Source organism: Polaromonas sp. (genome assembly GCF_012927415.1).
Lineage (GTDB): Bacteria > Pseudomonadota > Gammaproteobacteria > Burkholderiales > Burkholderiaceae_C > Polaromonas.
On record NZ_JABBPF010000040.1, the window covers coordinates 22709 to 41858 of the forward strand.

20 protein-coding genes are annotated in these 19150 nt (G+C 58.6%); 9 read left to right on the forward strand and 11 right to left on the reverse strand.

The features are described 5' to 3' along the window. On the forward strand, positions 1-840 hold the full coding sequence (gene rsmA, locus HHJ19_RS04370) for a 16S rRNA (adenine(1518)-N(6)/adenine(1519)-N(6))-dimethyltransferase RsmA (protein WP_296904410.1): 840 nt from the start codon (positions 1-3) through the stop codon (positions 838-840). 270 nt (positions 841-1110) lie between these two features. Here the strand turns inward: rsmA and HHJ19_RS04375 are convergent, their stop codons facing one another. From HHJ19_RS04375 to HHJ19_RS04385, 3 genes are all read right to left on the reverse strand, one after another. Continuing rightward, positions 1111-1536: a barstar family protein gene (locus tag HHJ19_RS04375; protein WP_296904412.1), complete on the reverse strand. Its 426-nt coding sequence runs from the start codon at positions 1534-1536 to the stop codon at positions 1111-1113. Between the two features lie 53 nt (positions 1537-1589). Further along, a complete protein-coding gene (locus tag HHJ19_RS04380) occupies positions 1590-2024 on the reverse strand; it encodes a ribonuclease domain-containing protein (protein ID WP_296904414.1) in 435 nt (144 codons plus the stop codon). A 178-nt stretch (positions 2025-2202) separates the two neighbouring features. After that, entirely contained in the window at positions 2203-4533 is a 2331-nt protein-coding gene (locus tag HHJ19_RS04385) for an NADP-dependent malic enzyme (RefSeq protein WP_296904416.1), read from the reverse strand. 407 nt (positions 4534-4940) lie between these two features. On the opposite strand from HHJ19_RS04385, the gene HHJ19_RS04390 reads away from it, so the two are divergent. Next, complete coding sequence (locus tag HHJ19_RS04390; protein WP_296904418.1) at positions 4941-5117, forward strand: hypothetical protein; 177 nt, start codon at positions 4941-4943, stop codon at positions 5115-5117. Between the two features lie 550 nt (positions 5118-5667). On the opposite strand, the gene HHJ19_RS04395 is transcribed toward HHJ19_RS04390, so the two are convergent. From HHJ19_RS04395 to HHJ19_RS04410, 4 genes are all read right to left on the reverse strand, one after another. Then, positions 5668-6273: a hypothetical protein gene (locus HHJ19_RS04395; RefSeq protein ID WP_296904420.1), complete on the reverse strand. Its 606-nt coding sequence runs from the start codon at positions 6271-6273 to the stop codon at positions 5668-5670. A gap of 99 nt (positions 6274-6372) precedes the next feature. Next, positions 6373-6765 (reverse strand): glutaredoxin domain-containing protein, encoded by a 393-nt coding sequence (locus tag HHJ19_RS04400; protein WP_296904421.1) that lies wholly within the window; start codon positions 6763-6765, stop codon positions 6373-6375. A 701-nt stretch (positions 6766-7466) separates the two neighbouring features. After that, positions 7467-8108, reverse strand: a complete 642-nt coding sequence (locus HHJ19_RS04405; protein ID WP_296904423.1) for a DUF1109 domain-containing protein — start codon at positions 8106-8108, stop codon at positions 7467-7469. Continuing rightward, positions 8105-8680, reverse strand: a complete 576-nt coding sequence (locus HHJ19_RS04410; RefSeq protein ID WP_296904425.1) for a sigma-70 family RNA polymerase sigma factor — start codon at positions 8678-8680, stop codon at positions 8105-8107. The genes HHJ19_RS04405 and HHJ19_RS04410 overlap by 4 nt, the downstream gene beginning before the upstream one ends. Positions 8681-8868: 188 nt before the next feature. Between HHJ19_RS04410 and HHJ19_RS04415 the strand changes: the two genes are divergently transcribed. The 5 genes from HHJ19_RS04415 to HHJ19_RS04435 all read left to right on the forward strand — a co-directional run bounded on the left by HHJ19_RS04415 (position 8869) and on the right by HHJ19_RS04435 (position 11650). Beyond that, positions 8869-9480, forward strand: coding sequence for a cytochrome b/b6 domain-containing protein (locus tag HHJ19_RS04415; protein WP_296904427.1), 612 nt, complete (start codon positions 8869-8871; stop codon positions 9478-9480). Further along, on the forward strand, positions 9477-10271 hold the full coding sequence (locus HHJ19_RS04420) for a molybdopterin-binding protein (RefSeq protein WP_296904429.1): 795 nt from the start codon (positions 9477-9479) through the stop codon (positions 10269-10271). The genes HHJ19_RS04415 and HHJ19_RS04420 overlap by 4 nt, the downstream gene beginning before the upstream one ends. Positions 10272-10341: 70 nt before the next feature. Further along, positions 10342-10590 (forward strand): pentapeptide MXKDX repeat protein, encoded by a 249-nt coding sequence (locus HHJ19_RS04425; protein ID WP_296904431.1) that lies wholly within the window; start codon positions 10342-10344, stop codon positions 10588-10590. Positions 10591-10764: 174 nt separating this feature from the next. Next, a complete protein-coding gene (gene msrA / locus HHJ19_RS04430; protein ID WP_296904433.1) occupies positions 10765-11436 on the forward strand; it encodes a peptide-methionine (S)-S-oxide reductase MsrA in 672 nt (223 codons plus the stop codon). A gap of 73 nt (positions 11437-11509) precedes the next feature. Further along, positions 11510-11650, forward strand: coding sequence for a hypothetical protein (locus tag HHJ19_RS04435; protein ID WP_296904435.1), 141 nt, complete (start codon positions 11510-11512; stop codon positions 11648-11650). Positions 11651-12555: 905 nt separating this feature from the next. Here HHJ19_RS04435 and HHJ19_RS04440 read toward each other — a convergent pair. The 4 genes from HHJ19_RS04440 to HHJ19_RS18005 form a co-directional block, all read right to left on the reverse strand. Next, positions 12556-12753 (reverse strand): hypothetical protein, encoded by a 198-nt coding sequence (locus HHJ19_RS04440; RefSeq protein ID WP_296904437.1) that lies wholly within the window; start codon positions 12751-12753, stop codon positions 12556-12558. A 514-nt stretch (positions 12754-13267) separates the two neighbouring features. Continuing rightward, positions 13268-14710 (reverse strand): aminopeptidase P N-terminal domain-containing protein, encoded by a 1443-nt coding sequence (locus HHJ19_RS04445; protein ID WP_296904438.1) that lies wholly within the window; start codon positions 14708-14710, stop codon positions 13268-13270. 14 nt (positions 14711-14724) lie between these two features. Further along, positions 14725-15441 (reverse strand): N-acetylmuramate alpha-1-phosphate uridylyltransferase MurU, encoded by a 717-nt coding sequence (gene murU / locus HHJ19_RS04450; RefSeq protein WP_296904446.1) that lies wholly within the window; start codon positions 15439-15441, stop codon positions 14725-14727. A gap of 190 nt (positions 15442-15631) precedes the next feature. Continuing rightward, on the reverse strand, positions 15632-15796 hold the full coding sequence (locus HHJ19_RS18005) for an S-adenosylmethionine decarboxylase (RefSeq protein WP_366929383.1): 165 nt from the start codon (positions 15794-15796) through the stop codon (positions 15632-15634). 382 nt (positions 15797-16178) lie between these two features. Here HHJ19_RS18005 and tkt point away from each other — a divergent pair, with 382 nt between their 5' ends. Beyond that, positions 16179-18245, forward strand: a complete 2067-nt coding sequence (tkt, locus tag HHJ19_RS04460) for a transketolase (protein ID WP_296904440.1) — start codon at positions 16179-16181, stop codon at positions 18243-18245. A gap of 61 nt (positions 18246-18306) precedes the next feature. Continuing rightward, on the forward strand, positions 18307-19150 hold an 844-nt coding region (gene gap / locus HHJ19_RS04465), incomplete at its 3' end, for a type I glyceraldehyde-3-phosphate dehydrogenase (protein ID WP_296904442.1).

Here is a 19150-nt window from a genome sequence, read left to right on the forward strand (position 1 = left end):
ATGAAGCACGTAGCACGCAAACGCTTCGGCCAGCATTTCCTGACTGACCGGCTGATCATCCAAGGCATCGTGGAGGCGATTGCGCCCCTGCCTGGTCAGCCGATGGTCGAAATCGGACCCGGCCTGGCGGCGCTGACGCGGCCACTGGTCGAGCGACTCGGTCACCTGACAGTCATCGAGCTGGACCGTGATCTGGCGCACCAGTTGCGCGCGCACCCGAAGCTGACGGTGGTCGAATCCGACGTGCTCAGGGTGGACTTCAGACAACTGGCGGAACAGGTTCAGCTTGCGGCGTCCCAGCGAGAAGGCGCAACCGCTGACGCAGCATCATCCAGATTGCGCGTTGTCGGCAACCTGCCCTACAACATCTCCACGCCCATCCTGTTTCATCTGCTTGATGTGGTCGATGTGATTGAAGACCAGCATTTCATGCTGCAAAAGGAAGTCATTGACCGCATGGTGGCCGTGCCTTCGACCAGTGACTTCGGCCGGCTCAGCGTGATGCTGCAGTGGCGTTATGCGATGGAAAGCGTTTTGGACGTGCCGCCGCAAAGTTTCGACCCGCCACCGCGCGTGGACAGCGCCATCGTGCGCATGGTGCCGCACGCCGAGCCGGTGGCGCTTGACGTCAAGTTGCTGAGCGAGCTGGTGCGGGTGGCCTTCAGCCAGCGTCGCAAGCTGCTGCGCCATACGCTGGGCAAATGGCTGGAACAGCGCGGGTTTGCTGGCGAGTTTAATGTCAAGCGGCGGGCCGAGGAAGTACCGGTGGCCGAGTATCTGGCGCTGGCGCAGCAGGTGGCCGCCCACCCGCCGCCCGGTGACAAACTCGATATGCTATAAAAAACGTAGCAGTCCTGGCCGGAAAGATAGGGACGTTAACCCGATTTGACCGAAAAAAAGCCCGCTAAACCAGCGGGCTTTTTTGTTCTCGCCTGAAACCGTCGGTTCAGGCGGCTGCGAGCCAGTAACTCGCGTTGAAAGGACTGCTCATACGCAACGCCAGTGGCGATACGTCGATCAGTTTGTCGGTCGGCATCGGCTCATCACCTTCCGATACGACTTGCAGGGCCTCATTCGCCCGATCCCCTTGGCCAATGTCTGGGGAGCGGGCTACAGAAAAGAATAAAAACATCTGAACGGTATCTTGCGATCCGCCCAGTAGTCCGCTGCATCCCTGAATATGTCGAGCAATTGCTCGCGCGCTTCCTTGTCAAATTTGGCATGCGCCGGAATCTGTTCGAGCACCACGATGAAACCGGGCTGAGGGCCTGATTTGTGAACCAGGTCCGTCATGCAGTCGTACAAGGCATCGAAATTTTTTCCGAAATGTGCCGGAAAAGTGTATTGCGCCGCGATCATGTCCAGAATATCCTGTTTGTTCTGTGCGTTGCCCAGGTTGGCATACAGGAAATGCTGTTTCAGCTTCGTTGCAGCATCCTGCAACTCGGGCACACGGAAGGCGCGTATGGACTGCACAATATTGGGCCGAATGCCCTTTAAAGGTATTTCGCTGTCCTTACGAAGTGGTGTTTCCATCTCCGCTTCTCTTTCTCTTAGGTCAAAAGTCAAAATAACAACCACCGCTCTGGTTAGGGAACAATTTTGCGAAAACTCGCATAGTGATCGTCGCTGTAATAACAAGCATCGGGCACTGCAGGCTGCAAGCCGCCACAAACGATACGCCGGGCGCCGCGACTGCGCTCTGCCGGCGTTCTGACGGTATATTCACGGTAATAACCGCGTGCGCCGGCCGGGAGGATTCGCTCCCGGTTGCCAAACACCACACCGTCTTTGTCATGCCTGAAGGGGCCACCTTGGTAGACTAGCGTCAGCATGCTGCGCCCCTGTGGAGGCAATTGGGCAACCGCTACTGTGGCTACCGTGTCGACCGGCGACAGTGACAGCGGACCTTTGGCTTGCACCGCGCTGGGGTACAAACCAGCTAAACCGCTCAAACTGGCCGACAAGACCAAAGCTGCCGTTGTGCCCGCCTTGCGCCAACGTTTCCATCTACTGCACAACATGAAAAAAACCTTTTATGAATTCAGAGCCAAGCTGCCGATTTTTTCGGGTTAACCCTTAAATTTCAAGGTAGTAGTTTGCCCCATGTCGGCTGAAAACGCAAGCGCCTGCTGAATATTCAGGCATAAAAAAGAGGGCAATGGCGCCCTCGGAAGTTAGTGCCGGCTATCTAGTCGGGGCTCAACGAGCCGCATTGGCGTCAGCGACCGTCAGTGCTGTCATATTCACAATCCGGCGCACCGTGGCAGTCGGCGTCAGGATGTGCATGGGTTTCTTGGCGCCCAGCAGCACCGGGCCAATGGCGATGTTTCCACCCGCCGCCGTCTTGAGCAGGTTGTAGGAAATATTTGCCGCGTCAATATTGGGCAGCACCAGCAAATTGGCTTCTCCTGTCAGCGAACTGTTGGGCATGATGAAGCTGCGGGCGCTGGCATCCAGCGCCACGTCGCCATGCATTTCTCCATCGACTTCAAGCCAGGGCGCTTTTTCGCGCAGCAAGGCCAGAGTGTTGCGCATTTTCAGGGCGCTCGGGTGGTTGGACGAGCCGAAGTTCGAATGCGACAGCAATGCCGCCTTGGGCTTGATGCCGAAACGCATCATTTCCTCGGCCGCCATGGTGGTAATTTCAGCCAGCTGCTCGGCCGTCGGATCATAGTTGACGTGGGTATCGAGCAAAAACACCTGGCGGTCGGGCAATAGCAGGCCGTTCATGCAGGCGTAGGTGTTGACGCCTTCACGCTTGCCGATCACCTGGTCCAGATAGGCCAGATGGTGGGCGGTCGTGCCCCAGGTGCCGCAAATCAGGCCGTCGACATCGCCCTTTAGCAGCAACATGCCGGCAATCAGGGTGAGGCGGCGACGCATTTCAATTTTGGCCATCTGCACGGTCACGCCGCTGCGCTCGGTCAGGCGGTGGTAGGTTTGCCAGAAGTCGCGGTAGCGGTGGTCCTGCTCGACATTGACCACGTCGTAATCGAGTTCTTCCTTCATTCGCAGGCCGAACTTTTCGATGCGCAGCGCGATGATGGCCGGCCGGCCGATCAGCGTAGGCCGGGCCAGGCCTTCGTCCACCACGATCTGACAGGCGCGCAGCACGCGCTCTTCCTCGCCCTCGGCATAGGCCACGCGCTTGCTCGCTGCCGTTTTCGCGGCCGTGAAAATCGGCTTCATGAGTGTGCCAGAGGCATAGACAAAACTTTGCAGCCGGTCGCGGTAAAGTGCCATGTCCAGGATCGGCCGCAGCGCCACGCCGCTGTCGGCAGCGGCCTGAGCCACCGCTGGCGCAATCTTCATCATCAGGCGGGGGTCGAAGGGCTTTGGAATCAGGTATTCCGGCCCGAAGGTCAGCTTCTCGCCGACGTAGGCGGCGGCCACCACTTCGCTCTGTTCTGCCTGCGCCAGCTCGGCTATCGCGTGCACAGCGGCAATTTCCATTTCCAGCGTGATGGTGGAGGCTCCCGCATCCAGCGCGCCGCGAAAAATATACGGAAAACACAGAACGTTATTGACCTGGTTAGGGTAGTCTGTCCGACCCGTCGCCATGATGGCGTCATCACGCACCAGCCTGACCTCTTCTGGCGTGATTTCCGGAGTCGGGTTGGCCAGTGCAAAAATGATCGGTCGTGCAGCCATTTTGCTGACCATCTCTTTTTTCAGCACGCCGCCAGCCGACAAGCCGAGGAAAATATCAGCGCCCTCAATGATTTCACCCAAGCTGCGGGCCGATGTCTTTTGTGTGAACTGGCGCTTGTCCTCGTCCATCAGTTCGCTGCGGCCCTCGTACACCACACCCGCCAGGTCGGTCACATAAATGTTCTCGCGCGGAATGCCGAGCTTGACCAGCAGCTTCAGACAAGCCAGTGCGGCGGCGCCGGCACCGGAAGTCACGAGTTTGACTTTTTTGGGGTCTTTTCCCACCACTTTCAGTGCATTCAAAATCGCCGCGCCCACCGTGATGGCAGTGCCGTGCTGGTCGTCGTGGAAAACCGGAATCTTCATTCGCTTGCGCAGCTCGCGCTCGATGTAAAAGCAGTCAGGCGCCTTGATGTCTTCCAGGTTGATGGCGCCGAAGGTAGGCTCCAGCGAAGCAATGATCTCGACCAGCCGGGCCGGGTCCTTCTCGTCAATTTCAATATCGAAGACGTCGACGCCAGCAAACTTCTTGAACAGCACGGCCTTGCCTTCCATCACCGGCTTGGAGGCCAGCGGTCCGATGTCGCCCAGGCCGAGCACGGCCGTGCCGTTGGTGATGACCGCCACCAAATTGCCGCGGCTGGTGTATTTAAACGCCGCGTTCGGATCCCTGACGATTTCCTCACAGGGTGCTGCCACCCCCGGGGAGTAGGCCAGTGCTAGGTCGCGCTGGTTGATCAGCTGCTTGGTCGCCCGGATGGCGACTTTTCCGGGCGTCGGGAACTCATGGTATTCAAGGGCTGCGCGGCGCAGTTCGGCGCGCTTTTCGTTGCGCTCCATATCAGTGTCGGGGGGCGTCGCAGCGGGTGGTGTGGACATTCAGAAGGTCTCCAGCTAGGACGGTCAGTGCGGCCGTCAACTTTTTATACGGTCTGCAATTGTAGGCCGCGCGAATGCCGGTCAGGGTGTCAAGCCCGTTGCGCAGAGGTTGTGCTTGTGGCTTTGTCGCCTCCCTGCTTGAGCCTGGCAGGCAAGAGAGCCTTGCGCATCAGCCCACTGAAAATCACCGTATGCGCCCGTTTCCCGCCGCCTGCTTTTTACGTATTCAATAGCGCGCTGTGCTCATTGAACAGGCGCTTGCGACATTGCATGCCGACCTGCTTCGGTTGGGCGCCGGAAATTTCCCTATTCCGGTGTCAAAAACGCCTCTTGTCCAGGTAATACGGCTACCAAGTGCTATTTATTTCGGAGCATAGCCGAACCGGCAGCAGTAAAGTAGCGTCCCTTTGCGCTGGTATCTGGACTACGGCTGCCGCGATGATTGCGGCGCCGGCCTGACCAGCGTGTCGGCCTGGGCTGGCATCGATGACATTGCCTGCCGCCACGGCGTTCGGGCGCTCGCCACCGAGCCATCGGCCGGGCGCGACGCGCGCGTGCTGACCTGTCCCCGGGGCAATCGGTAACTGATGCGGCGGTTGACCGCGCCGCAGGGCGCGCGGCTGCAGAACGGGCGTGTCGTGATCCGCGTGTCGACTGGTAAACATGGTAGGGTAGTCGATGGCTTTAACACCGCGAGCCCAGTGATAGAGCGCTGGCAGGTTGAACACTGCAGTCTGGCGCTTTGGCTGTGAGTAGCCGCCCGGGTGGTCGGGAATCCGCCGCCGGCCCTGCATCGCGCTGCCGCCGCCCTGCTTTATGCGCCGCCTGGCGGGTCGCCAACGCTCTGCTCAAGGCGACGCTGCATGACGGGCCCGGCGCCAAAGCCTGTACGACCAGCCCTGGGCTCATTCGTGTGATGCGTTATGGCCATGCCATGAGCGTTCCACTGGCAGGCGTCAGAAGCAGCCATGGATAGCAGGCTCTGCATGAGCCGCTGCCGTGGCAGCGCCTGCATTTCGGGCAAGGCGACCTGTCGGGCTACCCGGTGTTTGAATAAGTTTTTTCGCGGGCCCACTGGCGCAGAGTGGCGCTGTGAACGCGGGCAAGAAACCCTCGCCGGTGGCGCTGCCCGCCTCAGCTGCCAGTCAGCGCGTCATACGCCTTGCGGGTCTCGGGCGCGACGGACGCCAGCAGTTGTTCATACGATGTCTTGTGCCGCACCATCATCCGGGCCGAGGCCACTGCTCTGGATTTGCAGAACCAGTGGCAGCTGTGCTGCATCAGCAAAAGCTCGGCCGACATGGTGTAGGCCTTGTTTTTAGCACTGCGGTTAAGGCTGTTGGTCGCTGCATTGGTGACGCCCTGCGCGTGAACCAGCAAGACCTTGCGCAGGTCAAACGTCGCGGCCGGCAACAGCCGGGCGGCATAGGGCAATGGAAAGGCAAGCGTGCTCACGCGGGCATCGGCTTCTTCAACCTTCGAGAAGTCAGCAACAAAACGGTTGAACTGATCGCACAGTTTGGTCTCCGAGCTGCTCATCTGGCGCCAGACCTGCTCACGCCGCTCCGGATCTTTTTCTCCGAGCGCCCGCATATAACCTTCGGTCAGGTTTTCCATCAGTTTTTCGATCTGGTACTTTCCGAGATGGCTTCCCAGCAAGGCGATGCGCCTGCGCTCGTCTCTTGACTTGAGCGTGAATGCGCCGACGGCGATCAGCATCGCCAGGGTTAAGAATTCCATTGCGGTTTCGGTTCGGGGTGATGGGGAAAAGAGCGAGTGTAGCGATCGGCCACGCAGAGGCGGGCTGGAGCGCAGGCCCGAGGCGCAACGCGCTGAGCGTCACGCCGCCACAAAACGCGCCTGTAGATAAGCCTTGATTTTTTCTGAATCGTAGAGCCACTGGGTGTTGCCGGCAGAATCGGTAATTTTCAGGCATGGCACCTTGGCATGACCGCCGCGTTGCAGCAGCTCCTGCCGGTCACGGCCCTCATGTTGTGCGTCGACCCGCTGGATTTTCAGTGACAGGCGGCTGATTTCCTGCCTGACCTTGATGCAGAAGGGGCAGGTCTTGTATTGGTACAAAACCAGCGACCGGCATTGCTGATCCACTTGTTCCTGCGCTGCGGGCAGGCGGGTCATACCTTTTGGCCGCGTGATGGCTTCCTTGAGCAGCATCACCGGACCGAGGATGACGCGCAGGCCTTTAAAGAAATATCGGATAAAAATTTTCATGGTCAATTTTAGGCGGCATGCTGGTCTGGCCCCGAAGCCGGGTTCAGGTAGCTGACAACGGCCCCTGAATCGCCATGAAAAAGCCGGTTGCGATCTCCTTGCTGAACGGCGTCAAACGGCGTGTGGAGCGCCAGCGCAGCGCAAACAACTGCCGTTTGAAGCGATTTTGGCAGTTTTGGCTAAAAATTAGTTAAAAAGTGCCTGTGGTCCAGTGAATTCGGGCATTAATTGCTATGAAATCAGGACTGCATCCTTATGTCGTATTCACTCATGGGTAGCTTGATAACGGGTTTTAAAACCGGGTGCAGTCGGCGAGGCCCGTCAGCCCTCCGCTCACGATCGGCCACCATTGGCCGGTTCAGTATCCGCGATCGAAGGTCTGGTGCAGACCCAATGCGGTCCTTCATGCGTCGTTAAGCACCGGCTGGTTTCGAGACAAAGCGGTAATTCCATTTCGCTTTATAAATAGCTGCTATGCAGCGTCAAGAGTGGTTCGCGACGGGCAGCTTCCTGGTAGGGCAATTGCGCTATTTTTGGGGGGCGGTCAGCCGCCGTTCCTGGTGAATTGCTTAGTGCCCAAAGTCGACATAGCGCATCGAGAAAAGCGGGCCTTGAACGAATGACTGGAGTAGGTGTCGTGCATGGGCCGATGAAGAGAACTGTTTGGAGTCATGAGTCAATTCGACAAGATACAGACCTGACTACCACCTCAACACCCGTTGTCCCAACACCGTCCCGGCCAGCGTCGGAATTGCGATCCCCAGCACGTACCAGACACCGACGAAAGGCGCGGCCGACTCCGGGCAATGCAGCGCATACACCAGTGCCCCCAGTGCCCCCGCCAACAGACCGGCGCTGGCTCCGGCAAGCGTCGGGCGAGTAGGGGCAAGACCCTTCATGGTCCAAAGTGTCGCTGCGAACAGTGGCAGCGAAATCAGCGCGATGTTCAAAGAACAGGTCTTCCAGGTATCGCCAAAGATGAGGTCAGCGCGTTGCGCTGGCGCGGCAGCGATCAGCACTGCGACCGCGACCAGCCATAGCATTAATACCGGCGCCATCAACGCTACCCATACGCCGCCAAGACGCATGCCGGGGCGGGCCAGCCGTTCGGTCGCGATAAAGCCAGCCAGCGCCAAGCAGCCAGCAAAGGCAAGTTTTATCCATAATACTAATTCGCCGGTGGCCTGGGCCAGGTCAGCGCGGACACCAAACGTAATGGCCATTAGCAACGCCGCTCCCGGAACGCCGCAGCTTAGGGCTAAAGCGAAGCGTCGGCTCACCGCGTTCGCGGGTATTGGCGCTGCACCTTTTGCGAGCATGGAAATGAGTTCGTCGGTTTTCATTTTGTTTCCCTGATTCTGGCTGCAAGGGCTTTCAGGCCCCGGTGAACACCGATCTTTACGGCCGATTCCGACATACCCGTAAGTTGCGCAGCCTCCACAACAGACAGTCCTTCCACCTTGACGTGCACGATGGGCAGGCGCTGGCGGTCGGGCAAACTGGCCAGCAGCTTGTTCAGGTCCTTCTTGGCCTCCATTGCCTCGGTGTCGGATGACGCAAACACCTCAAGCTCATCATCCAGCGGATCTGTCAGTGCCTCGCGCGACGAGCGCGCGCGCAATAGGTCTACCCACTTGTAGCGAGCGATCGCATATACCCAGGCCGTCAAGGGCTGGTCAGGAAGGTAAGTGTGTCGCTGGTTGTGCACCGCGAGTAGTGTTTCTTGTACAAGATCCTCTACTTCATCGGGGTGTTGAAAAAGCCTTTTTCTGAAATAAGCCCGCAAATGCGCACTCAACACTTTCAGAAAGAGGTGGTAGGCCACCGCATCTCCGCCCTGGCCCTGCATTAACAACTCGCGCAACTGATTTTCGCTGGTCGTGAACCGGGTATCTCTTTCTTTTATTCGTTCCATGTCGGCTTTAGGTTACAGCGAGCCCAAAAAATATTTTTTCAGATTTCGCCGGGAACTGTAACCCGTTGCCAACTCCTGACGAACTACCTATCAACCTGGAAGCAGATCATGGATTCAAACTGCGCAGGTCAAACTCATGCCGCATGCAAAACCAAGCTGGTTTTAGGTCGAAATTTTAAGGAACTTTGATGACTTCTCGAAAACGCATCGTTCACCCAGGGTGGTTACGGACCATGCACTGGCTCAATGCTTTGGCGGTCATCATTCTCATGATGAGTGGCTGGCAGATTTATAACGCCACCGCATTTCTCGGCTTCGCAATCCCCAAAAACATCACGCTGGGTGGCTGGCTGGGAGGCGCCATCCAGTGGCACTTTGCTGCCATGTGGATTTTAGGTGTGAACGGTTTTCTATATCTGGCTGTCAATCTGGCAAACGGCCGCCTGCGCCACAAGTTCTTCCCCCTTTCGCTCAAAGGGCTGCTGGCCGATCTGCTGGCCGCCCTCAAGGGCCGCCTGGCCCATGCTGATTCAGAGCACTACAACATGGTGCAGCGACTTGCTTATTTGTTTGTGATGCTCGACAGCGTTCTGCTGGTTGTTTCCGGACTGGTGCTCTGGAAGTCAGTGCAGTTCCCACTGCTGCGAGAACTTCTGTTTGGATACGAGGGGGCCCGCCGGATCCACTTCTTTGCCATGGCGGCATTGGCTGCGTTTGTGGTGGTTCATCTGGTGATGGTGGCGCTGGTGCCACACACACTGATCTATATGGTTCGCGGTCGTAAGGAGTCCATGCAATGATCATTAAATCCCCGACCCGTCTGGCCATTGATGGCGATGCTGTATTGAGAGAAGCGGTCAATCGCATCAGCCACGCCGGCAAGATTACCGTGCCTGCGCGGCGCGACTTCTTGCGCCGCTCACTAACGTTGGGCGGCCTGGCCATGCTCACCGGTTGCACGCTGGCCGATGAAACCAGCGTTGAGACGGCGCTGACCCGAATTTCCCGCATGAATGACGAAGTGCAGGGCTGGCTATTTGATCCCAAGCGCCTGGCTCCGACCTACCCCGAGTCGATGATCACACGCCCGTTTCCCTTTAACGCTTACTACGGTGAAGACGAGGTGCGTGTGGTGGAGGAAGGCAGCTATCGCCTTGAAGTCACCGGCTTGGTCGCAGACAAACACAAATGGAGCTTGCCCGAATTACGGGCCATGCCGCAAATTGACCAAGTGACGCGCCATATTTGCGTGGAAGGCTGGAGCGCCATTGGCAAGTGGGGCGGTGTTGCATTTGGCAGTTTTCTTCGGAGCGTGGGGGCAGACCTGAGCGCCAAGTACGTCGGCTTTAAGTGCGCTGACGATTACTTCACCAGCATTGACATGCCCACGGCGCTGCACCCGCAAACCGTGCTGGCGCTGACCTACGACGGCCAACCCCTGCCGCCCAAGTACGGCTTTCCGATGAAATTGCGCATGCCCACCAAGCTGGGCTACAAGAATCCCAAACACATTCAGGCGATTTTCGTCACAAATACTTACCCCGGAGGCTACTGGGAAGACCAGGGGTACAACTGGTTCGGAGGCATCTGAGCATCACCGCTCGGACGCCCTGAAAACTCGGCACTACTGCCATTTCAATATCACTTCAATGGAGTTCACTATGAAAACGATCGCCTCAGCCCTTTTGTCCATCACCCTTTTGTTTGCAGGAAGTACGGCTTTCGCTCAGGATGCCATGAATAAGGACGGCATGGCTAAAGACGGTATGAAGAAAGACACCATGGCTCAAGACCCAATGAAAAAAGACAGCATGACCAAGGACGGCATGACCAAAGACCACATGAAAAAAGACAGCATGGCCAAGGATGCTATGGCCAAGGATGCGATGGGTAAAGAAATGAAGAAGTAGGCGTGTTGGGTGGAGTGTTTTGTAGCTGCAGTTATCCGCCCGGTAATACGGGTGGTTTGCGCGTTGCAAAGCCGCGTCAACGCCAGTTGTCATGAATAAAAGCCGTTACTTCATGCGATCAACATGGGTTCAGGGCGCACGATTCAATCTGATTGAAAAAAAGGAGAGCAGGTCATGTTTGGACTATCTTCCCTAACCGCGCTGTTGAAGCTGGCTGGAGCTGCGGCCATGGTGCTGACGGCATTGGCACCTGCCTCAGCGAATTCGGCCTTGCCCAATAACAAAGCTGACAAGCCGCCAGAAACGATGAACAGCGCACAAACTGCTGTTTTCGCTGGCGGCTGTTTCTGGGGTGTGGATGCTGTGCTCAAACATGTCAAGGGTGTGTCCGACGTGGAATCGGGCTATGCTGGCGGTGGTGCGAGCAGAGCCAATTACGAGCAAGTCAGCGGCGGCGATACCATGCATGCGGAGTCCGTGTGCATTCGATTCAATCCCGCACAGGTGTCTTATCAACAACTGCTGCAGGTAGTTTTCAGCGTGGCACATGATCCCACGCAGCTCAACCGCCAAGGACCAGACGTGGGCAGCCAGTATCGTTCCGCTGTTTTTTACACTAGCGCTGATCAGCAGAAGATAGCGTCAGCCTATATCCAAAAAATCACCGACGCGCACAACTTTTCCAAACCAGTCGTCACGCAAGTGGTGCCCTTACAGCAGTTCTATCGAGCTGAGGAGCATCAGCAGAATTATCTAGCATTGCACCCTAACCAGCCCTATATCGTTTTCAACGACATGTCCAAGCTGGCGCATTTACGCCAACAGTTTCCAGTCCTGTACAAGTAAGAACTTCAATTGGTTGGCTTGTTCAGCGCGATTGGACAGTCCACGATTTCCAACTCTGCAGGTACTCCTCCCAATGCGCATTATTGCTGTAGCCAACGTACTGGATGCCCTCACTTCCAACGCAGAGGTGTGGCCAAAGACAGAAGCACTGGGGACCATCAACAATGATGCAGGCAAACATTACGATCCAACCATGCAAGCCATCTTGCACTGATCATTGCCCAGTGTGATGGAAAATATATAGGCACAAGCGCCTGAATCACGTCTGCGTGGGGCGGTTGGCCATTCATGCAAGTTGCTGCCGTTGACAAACACCTTGTTTGGCTGGTCCGCTATTTACAGTTGAACGTCTGCAATAGGTCAGGGACTTGAACAACAGGTTTTGCTCGATAGTTGGTGCTACGGTAGACGAAATCTTCGCCACATTACTGACCTTTAGCCTGTTAATGCCAACAGCTGGTTTGGAGCATTCAGTTTGAAAAGCCAAATGTCGCTTCACAGTCTGAAGCGGTCCTTTGTTCGAATCTTCCGAATGCCGGCTTCTGGCCCAAACCAGCCATTCACCAGATTTCGATGAATGCCCGCTTTCGCTGCAAAACGGAAGTCCGTTTCAGACTGACAGCGGCCAGTAGCACTTAAAACGCGGCAGTCAGCTTCCGCCCAAAGCTGACTATTGAAATAGCCGAAAGCAGCCCATAAAAGGCGTGTTGATGCATGGGATTGATCAAGTGGAGAAGTGCGCCTCATGCAGCGCGTTTGCGCCAACTACAGGCGCCGAACGCTATGTAAACGCCGAGCAAAATCGAAGAGGCGCCATCAATTATTGGGATGCAGTTTTTTCGAGACCCAGCCGCTCTCAAGTCGCGGTTGAAATATCTTTGCCCTAGCCTTTCGCGTGCTGTCTTTTTGTTTACCAAAAATACGAGAAAAAGGGAGACATGAAGTAAGAAAATAGCGAAACGGCGGCAAGGAGTTGCCGGGTTTTTCGCTATTTTTTAATAAAAACAAACTGATCAGGTCCGATGGGGACAAAGTTTTTTGTTTATCAACATTGCGTCAGGCCGGCAACTGCCGATAACACGACTCGGGTTGGTTAAAGGAGAACGACCTATGTCGTGGTTAGTCCAGCGGCTTTTCGCTGCCTGGTACTGAATCTGCCTCATCGGGGACTTTCGCAATATCCGATGCATGGTGCTCCATGTGAGTCTTTTTTCCTGGCTGCGGGGTCTTGTCCGCGCCTGGCGAAATCTCTTCGCTGCGGTGTTTCTTTTCCTGCTGCACTTTTTTGTCGTGAGCAATGTTGCGCGGGTCAGTCATGGCGTGGTTGTCCTTTTGGTAAACGCCTATCCTTGCTCAAACACGCTGCCGCAGGAGTAGGACAACTTGCCGTCGTAGCTCGGACCACGTCTTGACCAAGACTGTTGGCGCTGGGCTTGCTTGCCTCTCAATCGTGCTTGGCACTGGCTTCGTGCCCGGTCCCTTTCAAGTTCCTTTTTTCCGTACCACGCAAGGCGAAAGCCGGGCGAAACTCGCAGGCAAGCCCATCGTGGAAACCGTTATCGTCGTCGCCGCTGGTGCGGTCAGGCTCGAACGTTGGATGTCCGTAACCGGACTTACACCCGACTGTCTGCGGTTGGTCGAAGCCTGACTGACCGCCAGAACGGGTGATCGGCAGCAACCGCTGCGTAGCCGTCGTTCAAGGTGCGGGCGCGCCTGACCGCTTTAAGCCCAAAGCGGCAGACGCGACACTGATTCAGATTGCCTGCTTTCAGCCATCTGCAGGCGGTCACCGCAGGCACCGTGAGCCGCCCTGAATCGCCTTCCGCAACCCTCACCCCTGCATCAGCGCCTCAATCTCATCCGCCGCCACCGGCACGCCGCGAGTCATCAGTTCGCAGCCTTGGGCCGTCACCAGCGCGTCATCTTCAATCCGGATGCCGATGTTCCAGAATTCCTCGGGTACGCCCCTGGCGGGTCGCACGTAAATACCTGGCTCGACCGTCAGCACCATGCCGGGCCTGAGGATGCGGGAGGGCTTGCGCATCACGCTCTTGCCCAATGCGTCTTTTTCCTCGCGCGCCTTGCTGCCGGGCTCGGTGTAGTCGCCGCAGTCGTGCACGTCCATGCCCATCCAGTGGCCGGTGCGGTGCATGTAGAACTGGCGGTAAGCGCCTGATTCGAGCACGTCGTCGACCTTGCCGTGTTTGCCCTTGGGCAAGAGGCCGACGTCCAGCATACCTTCCGCCAGCACGCGCGTGGCGGCGTCGTGCGGGTCGTTGAATCGTTTGCCGGGACGGGTGGCGGTGATGGCGGCCTCTTGCGCGGCGTGCACGATGTCATAAAGCAGGCGCTGTGCCGGGGTGAACTTGCCGTCGGCCGGAAAGGTGCGGGTAATGTCGCTGGCGTAGCCTTCAAGCTCGCAGCCGGCGTCAATCAGGCAGAGCTGGCCGGGTTTGAGTTCGGCGTTGCCGGCGCGGTAATGCAGCACGCAGGCGTTGGCGCCTGCCGCGACGATGCTGGTGTAGGCCGGGAACTCGGAGCCGTGGCGACGGAACTCGTGCATCAGTTCGGCGTCGAGGTGGTATTCCCTCAAACCATTGGGCAACCCGCCTTTGATGCCTTTTTTACCGTCACGCAGCATGGCGGCCGAGGCCTGCATGGCGCGCACATGGGCGGCGGCAGAAATCTTGCCGGCGCGTCGCAGGATGGAAATTTCGTGGCTGTCCTTGACCAGCCGCATCTCGTCGAGCAGCACGCATAAATCGTGCTGGTTTCTCGGGCATTCCGTGCCTTGGCGAATGCGGGCGCGCACGGTGTCGAGCCAGCCATCGACCTGCGTATCAAGGCCTTTGTGCGTGGCGAACGGAAACCACACGGCATTCTGGTTGGCCAGCAGTGCCGGCATTTTTTCGTTCAGTTCGTCGGTGCTGAAAGCGGCGTCAACGCCGAGTTGCGCGGGGGCCGCTTTGGGCCCCAGACGTATGCCGTCCCAGATTTCACGCTCCAGGTCTTTAGGACGGCAAAACACGGTGGATGTGATGGTCTTGCCGCTGGCGTTAATCGCCAGCCAGGCGCCGGGTTCGCTGAAACCGGTCAGGTAGTAAAAGTAGCTGTCGTGGCGGTAGGGAAAGTCGCTGTCGCGGTTGCGCGAAATTTCGGGCGCGGTGGGCAGCAGGGCGATGCCGCCGCCCGCCGCTTTCAGGGCACGGCCAATGGCGGCGCGACGTTTGGCGTAAACGGCGGTGTTGCCTGGGGTATTTGTCGAGGTGCTCATGGCGCGGGATGCTTTCAGTTTCCTGGATTTTGATTCAGTTCGGCCAGCCGTGCCGGCGTGCCGACATCGGTCCACGCGCCCTCATACAGTTCGGCACTGACTTGCTGCAGGTCCATCGCCTGACGCAGCAAGGGCGCCAGCGGGGCGGCCAGGCCTTGCGGGTTGCCAAAAGGCAGCGCGTCAAACAGCGCGCGCCGGTACAGGCCTATCGTGCTGTAGGTATGGCGCGGCGCATTGTCATCGGCCGCCAGGTTGAGCGCCAGGCCGCCGGAGCTCAGGCCGAAGTCGCCGCGCGGGTTGTGCGCCGGGTTGGGCACCAGCCACAGATGGGCGAGCTTGCTGCTGGCCGCAAAGCGGCTGACGGCGGCTTGCGAGAATTCAAAACCGGGTACAAACACATCGCCGGCCAGCACCCAGAACACCTCGCCCAGCAGCGGCAGCGCGCGCGCAATGCCGCCGGCTGTCTCCAGCGCACGGCCAAACTCAGCGCCTTCATGAGAGTATGAAATTGATAGCAAACTATTGCCGTATTGATTGGACCTGCGGCCAAAATGATCCGATATCTGCGCGCCAAGCCAAGCGGTGTTAATGACCAGCTCGGTGAAGCCGCTACGGGCCAGCGCCTCGGCGTGCCAGTCGATCAGCGCCTTGCCACGTACTTCGAGCAGCGGTTTGGGCGTGCCGTCAGTGAGCGGCCGCATGCGTTCGCCGCGCCCGGCTGCCAGGATCATCGCCCGGGTGGTCGGGCTCACTGAAGTACCTTCGTGCTGCGCACTGCGGTGCGAGCTTGCTGGGGGACGGCCCGGCGCAGCGCTCATGCGGCGGCGGTCACGGAGCCGGTCGGCGCTTCCACGATGGCACCGCGCGTGAACGCGTGGCGCTTCATCCGGCCGGGCTTAAACAGGGAAATCAGGGTGTTCCTCAGGGTTTGGCCTTGCTGCAGTGGTCGCTGCCGAAATTGCAGACATGGACATCGAACGCCACGGCCGGTTGCTCTGGCCGGGTGTGAACGCAGACGTGGCTTTCGGCCAGCAAGACAGGTAGCGGTAACGCCGCGGGGGCCGTGCACGGTAGCGGGAAAAACATAAAACAGCCGGCGCACGCTGTTCAGCCCGACGGTTTGCACGGCCTCAGTGCAGACCGCACCCGGCGCGTCGGCGTCGAGCAGCCACGCGGGCTCACGGCAATGCGGGGGGAGATCGGCGGTGAGGTGCAAGCCTTGCATAAGCAGGACATTATTCCATTTCCATTGCCATTTCAATCCGTCAGGTCGTGGCTTCGCCTTGCCGTGAGGCAGCGCTGTCTGCGGCTTCGCGCCGGGTCCAGGATTGGCATGCAACCCGAGCGGGCGCATTTGTTGCCACCACTGCGCGCGGCCCTGCAGACAGCCGCTCAAGCCGCCCCCAATCCGTCGCCCGTTAAAATAGCGGATTACCCTGATTCCCGAACCTTCCGGAGCTTTTGCCTGATGGCCAATAATGAAATGATGGCGAATGCGATACGCGCACTTGCAATGGACGCTGTACAACAAGCCAACTCCGGGCATCCTGGCGCCCCCATGGGCATGGCCGACATGGCCGTAGCCCTCTGGGGCCAGCACCTCAAGCACAACCCGCAGAACCCGCACTGGTTTGACCGCGACCGCTTTGTCCTGAGCAACGGCCATGCCTCGATGCTGTTGTATGCCGTGCTGCATCTGACCGGCTACAAGCTGCCGATCAGCGAGCTCAAGAACTTTCGCCAGCTCGGCTCCAAAACCCCCGGTCATCCCGAACTGGGTTATGCCCCGGGCGTTGAAACCACCACCGGCCCGCTCGGCCAGGGCTTGAGCAATGCCGTCGGCATGGCGCTGGCTGAAAAGCTGCTGGCCAGCGAATTCAACCGCAAGGCCGGCAAAGCCGGCGGTGCGGAACACACCATCGTTGACCACCACACCTATGTTTTCATGGGTGACGGCTGCCTGATGGAAGGCATCAGCCATGAAGCCGCCGCATTGGCCGGCGCGTGGAAGCTGAACAAGCTGATTGCGCTTTACGATGACAACGGCATCTCGATTGACGGCCAGGTCGCGCCCTGGTTTATCGACAACACGCCGCTGCGCTTTACCGCCTACGGCTGGAATGTGATCGGCCCGATTGACGGCCACGATGCTGCGGTGGTTTCGGCCGCGATTGCCGATGCCAAAAAGGTCAGCGACAAGCCCACGCTGATTGTCTGCAAGACAAAAATCGGCCAGGGCTCGCCGAACCGCGCCAACACCGCCAAGGCCCATGGCGAGCCGCTCGGTGCACAAGAAATCCAGCTCACGCGTGACTTGCTGAACTGGCCTTATGCGCCCTTCGTCATCCCGCAAGAGGTCTATGACGACTGGGACGCAAAGGCCAGCGGGCTGGCGCTTGAAACCGACTGGGATGCGAAGTTCGCGGCCTACGCAGCGGCTTATCCGGAACTTGCCGCCGAGTTTGTGCGCCGCATGAAGGGCGATCTGCCCAAACGCTTTTCACAACTTGCCGTAGACACCGTCATCGGCGCGCACACCAAAGCCGAAACCGTCGCTTCACGCAAGGCCTCGCAGCTGGCGCTGGTGGCCTTTACCGCCGGCCTGCCCGAGATGCTGGGCGGTTCGGCCGACCTGACTGGCTCCAACCTGACCAACACGCCGTCAACTCCCAGCCTGCGCTTTGATTTGAATGGCGACGTGGTGCAGACCGTCAACACGGATGGCGTCAGCGTCGGCGGCCGCCACATCAACTACGGCGTGCGCGAATTCGGCATGGCGGCCACCATGAACGGTATTGCGCTGCACGGCGGTTTCATTCCCTACGGTGGTACCTTCCTCACGTTCAGCGACTATTCGCGCAACGCCATCCGCATGGCCGCGCTGATGAAGCTGCGCGTGGTGCATGTGTTCACGCATGACTCGATCGGCCTGGGCGAAGACGGCCCGACGCATCAGTCGATCGAACAGGCCGCCAGCCTGCGCCTGATTCCCAATCTGGACGTCTGGCGTCCGGGTGATACGGCCGAAACGGCAGTCGCCTGGGCCGTGGCCCTGCAAAACAAAAACAAGCCGACGGCATTGCTGCTGAGCCGCCAGAACCTGCCGTATGCGCCCAAAAACGACCTTGGCCAGATCAGCAAGGGCGCTTACGTGCTGGCCGAGCCCGCGGAAGTCGGCCTGAATAAAAAAATGCAGGCCATCATCATCGCCACCGGCTCGGAAGTGCAGCTGGCGCTGAAGGCGCAAGAGCTGCTGGCGAGCTACAAAATTGCCGTGCGTGTGGTTTCCATGCCCAGCACGACGACGTTTGACCGGCAAAAGACCGCCTACAAATCCGAAGTCCTGCCCGAAGGCATCCCCCGCATCGCGGTGGAAATGGGCGTGACCGGAGGCTGGTGGAAATACGGCTGCGCGGCCGTGGTCGGCATCGATACTTATGGCGAATCGGCACCAGCGCCGGCGCTGTTCAAGCACTTCGGCTTCACGCCCGAAAACGTGGCCGATACCGTGCGCAAGGTGTTGATGAAAAAATGATGCCGACCCGGCGGTGTGGCCGGACCGGAAATTGACAGATTAACTTCAGGAGCTAGAGCACATGACTATCAAGATGGGTATTAACGGCTTCGGCCGCATTGGCCGCAACGTGTTGCGCGCCGCCGTGCAGAACTTCAGCGACATCGAAATCGTCGCCATCAACGATCTGCTCGAGCCGGAGTACCTCGCCTATATGCTGCAGTATGACTCGGTGCATGGCCGCTTCAAGGGCGAGGTTTCGGTCGAGGGCAACACCCTCATCGTCAACGGCAAGAAAATCCGCCTGACCCAGGAGCGCGACCCCGCCAATCTAAAGTGGAACGAAGTCGGCGCCGATGTGGTGCTGGAAGCCACTGGCCTGTTCCTTGACAAGGCCTCCGGTGAAAAGCACCTGGCTGCGGGCGCCAAAAAAGTCATTTTTTCGGCACCGTCTAAAGACGACACGCCGATGTTCGTTTTCGGCGTGAACGAAAAAACCTATGCCGGCCAGGCCATCATCAGCAACGCCAGCTGCACCACCAACTGCCTCGCGCCCGTCGTCAAGGTGCTCAATGACAAATGGGGCATCAAGCGCGGCCTGATGACGACTGTGCATGCGGCGACCGCCACGCAAAAAACGGTGGACGGTCCGAGCAACAAGGACTGGCGCGGCGGCCGCGGTATTCTGGAAAACATCATCCCGTCGTCAACCGGCGCCGCCAAGGCCGTCGGCGTGGTGATTCCCGAGCTCAACAAAAAGCTCACCGGCATGAGTTTTCGCGTGCCAACGTCGGATGTCTCGGTGGTCGACCTGACCTGCGAGCTCAACAAGGAAGCCACGCTCAAGGAAATATGCGCCGAGATGAAGGCGCAGAGCGAAGGCGCGCTCAAGGGCATCCTGGGCTACACCGAGGACAAGGTCGTGG

Bases quoted from the DNA above. Each gene is read 5' to 3' on its own strand.
- rsmA (WP_296904410.1), top strand. From the start codon at position 1: ATGAAGCACGTAGCACGCAAACGCTTCGGCCAGCATTTCCTGACTGAC.
- HHJ19_RS04375 (WP_296904412.1), bottom strand. From the start codon at position 1,536: ATGGAAACACCACTTCGTAAGGACAGCGAAATACCTTTAAAGGGCATT.
- HHJ19_RS04380 (WP_296904414.1), bottom strand. From the start codon at position 2,024: ATGTTGTGCAGTAGATGGAAACGTTGGCGCAAGGCGGGCACAACGGCA.
- HHJ19_RS04385 (WP_296904416.1), bottom strand. From the start codon at position 4,533: ATGTCCACACCACCCGCTGCGACGCCCCCCGACACTGATATGGAGCGC.
- HHJ19_RS04395 (WP_296904420.1), bottom strand. From the start codon at position 6,273: ATGGAATTCTTAACCCTGGCGATGCTGATCGCCGTCGGCGCATTCACG.
- HHJ19_RS04400 (WP_296904421.1), bottom strand. From the start codon at position 6,765: ATGAAAATTTTTATCCGATATTTCTTTAAAGGCCTGCGCGTCATCCTC.
- HHJ19_RS04405 (WP_296904423.1), bottom strand. From the start codon at position 8,108: ATGAAAACCGACGAACTCATTTCCATGCTCGCAAAAGGTGCAGCGCCA.
- HHJ19_RS04410 (WP_296904425.1), bottom strand. From the start codon at position 8,680: ATGGAACGAATAAAAGAAAGAGATACCCGGTTCACGACCAGCGAAAAT.
- HHJ19_RS04415 (WP_296904427.1), top strand. From the start codon at position 8,869: ATGACTTCTCGAAAACGCATCGTTCACCCAGGGTGGTTACGGACCATG.
- HHJ19_RS04420 (WP_296904429.1), top strand. From the start codon at position 9,477: ATGATCATTAAATCCCCGACCCGTCTGGCCATTGATGGCGATGCTGTA.
- HHJ19_RS04425 (WP_296904431.1), top strand. From the start codon at position 10,342: ATGAAAACGATCGCCTCAGCCCTTTTGTCCATCACCCTTTTGTTTGCA.
- msrA (WP_296904433.1), top strand. From the start codon at position 10,765: ATGTTTGGACTATCTTCCCTAACCGCGCTGTTGAAGCTGGCTGGAGCT.
- HHJ19_RS04435 (WP_296904435.1), top strand. From the start codon at position 11,510: ATGCGCATTATTGCTGTAGCCAACGTACTGGATGCCCTCACTTCCAAC.
- HHJ19_RS04440 (WP_296904437.1), bottom strand. From the start codon at position 12,753: ATGACTGACCCGCGCAACATTGCTCACGACAAAAAAGTGCAGCAGGAA.
- HHJ19_RS04445 (WP_296904438.1), bottom strand. From the start codon at position 14,710: ATGAGCACCTCGACAAATACCCCAGGCAACACCGCCGTTTACGCCAAA.
- murU (WP_296904446.1), bottom strand. From the start codon at position 15,441: ATGATCCTGGCAGCCGGGCGCGGCGAACGCATGCGGCCGCTCACTGAC.
- HHJ19_RS18005 (WP_366929383.1), bottom strand. From the start codon at position 15,796: ATGTTTTTCCCGCTACCGTGCACGGCCCCCGCGGCGTTACCGCTACCT.
- tkt (WP_296904440.1), top strand. From the start codon at position 16,179: ATGGCCAATAATGAAATGATGGCGAATGCGATACGCGCACTTGCAATG.